This window comes from Bacillus cereus group sp. N11 (assembly GCF_016483605.1).
GTDB lineage: Bacteria > Bacillota > Bacilli > Bacillales > Bacillaceae_G > Bacillus_A > Bacillus_A toyonensis.
The window spans coordinates 1-223 of the sequence record NZ_JAEHBN010000127.1; the positions used below are offsets into that span (position 1 = coordinate 1).

Here is a 223-nt window from a genome sequence, read left to right on the forward strand (position 1 = left end):
TACCATCGGCGCTAGAGAGCTTAACTTCCGTGTTCGGTATGGGAACGGGTGTGACCTCTCTGCCATCATTACCAGACATTATTCTTTTGAGACAATCATTATTATAACTTATTCACTTTAAAAGTCAACAAGTTTTTTATGTTCTCTCAAAACTAGATAACATTTGCTACATATTATATGGTTAAGTCCTCGATCTATTAGTATTCGTCAGCTCCACATGTCA

General features: G+C 36.8%; 1 rRNA gene. It reads right to left on the reverse strand.

The window, feature by feature from the left end:
* Window positions 1-76, reverse strand: a 5S ribosomal RNA gene (gene rrf, locus JDS98_RS29980); the annotation flags it as partial.
* Window positions 77-223 lie beyond the last annotated feature (147 nt).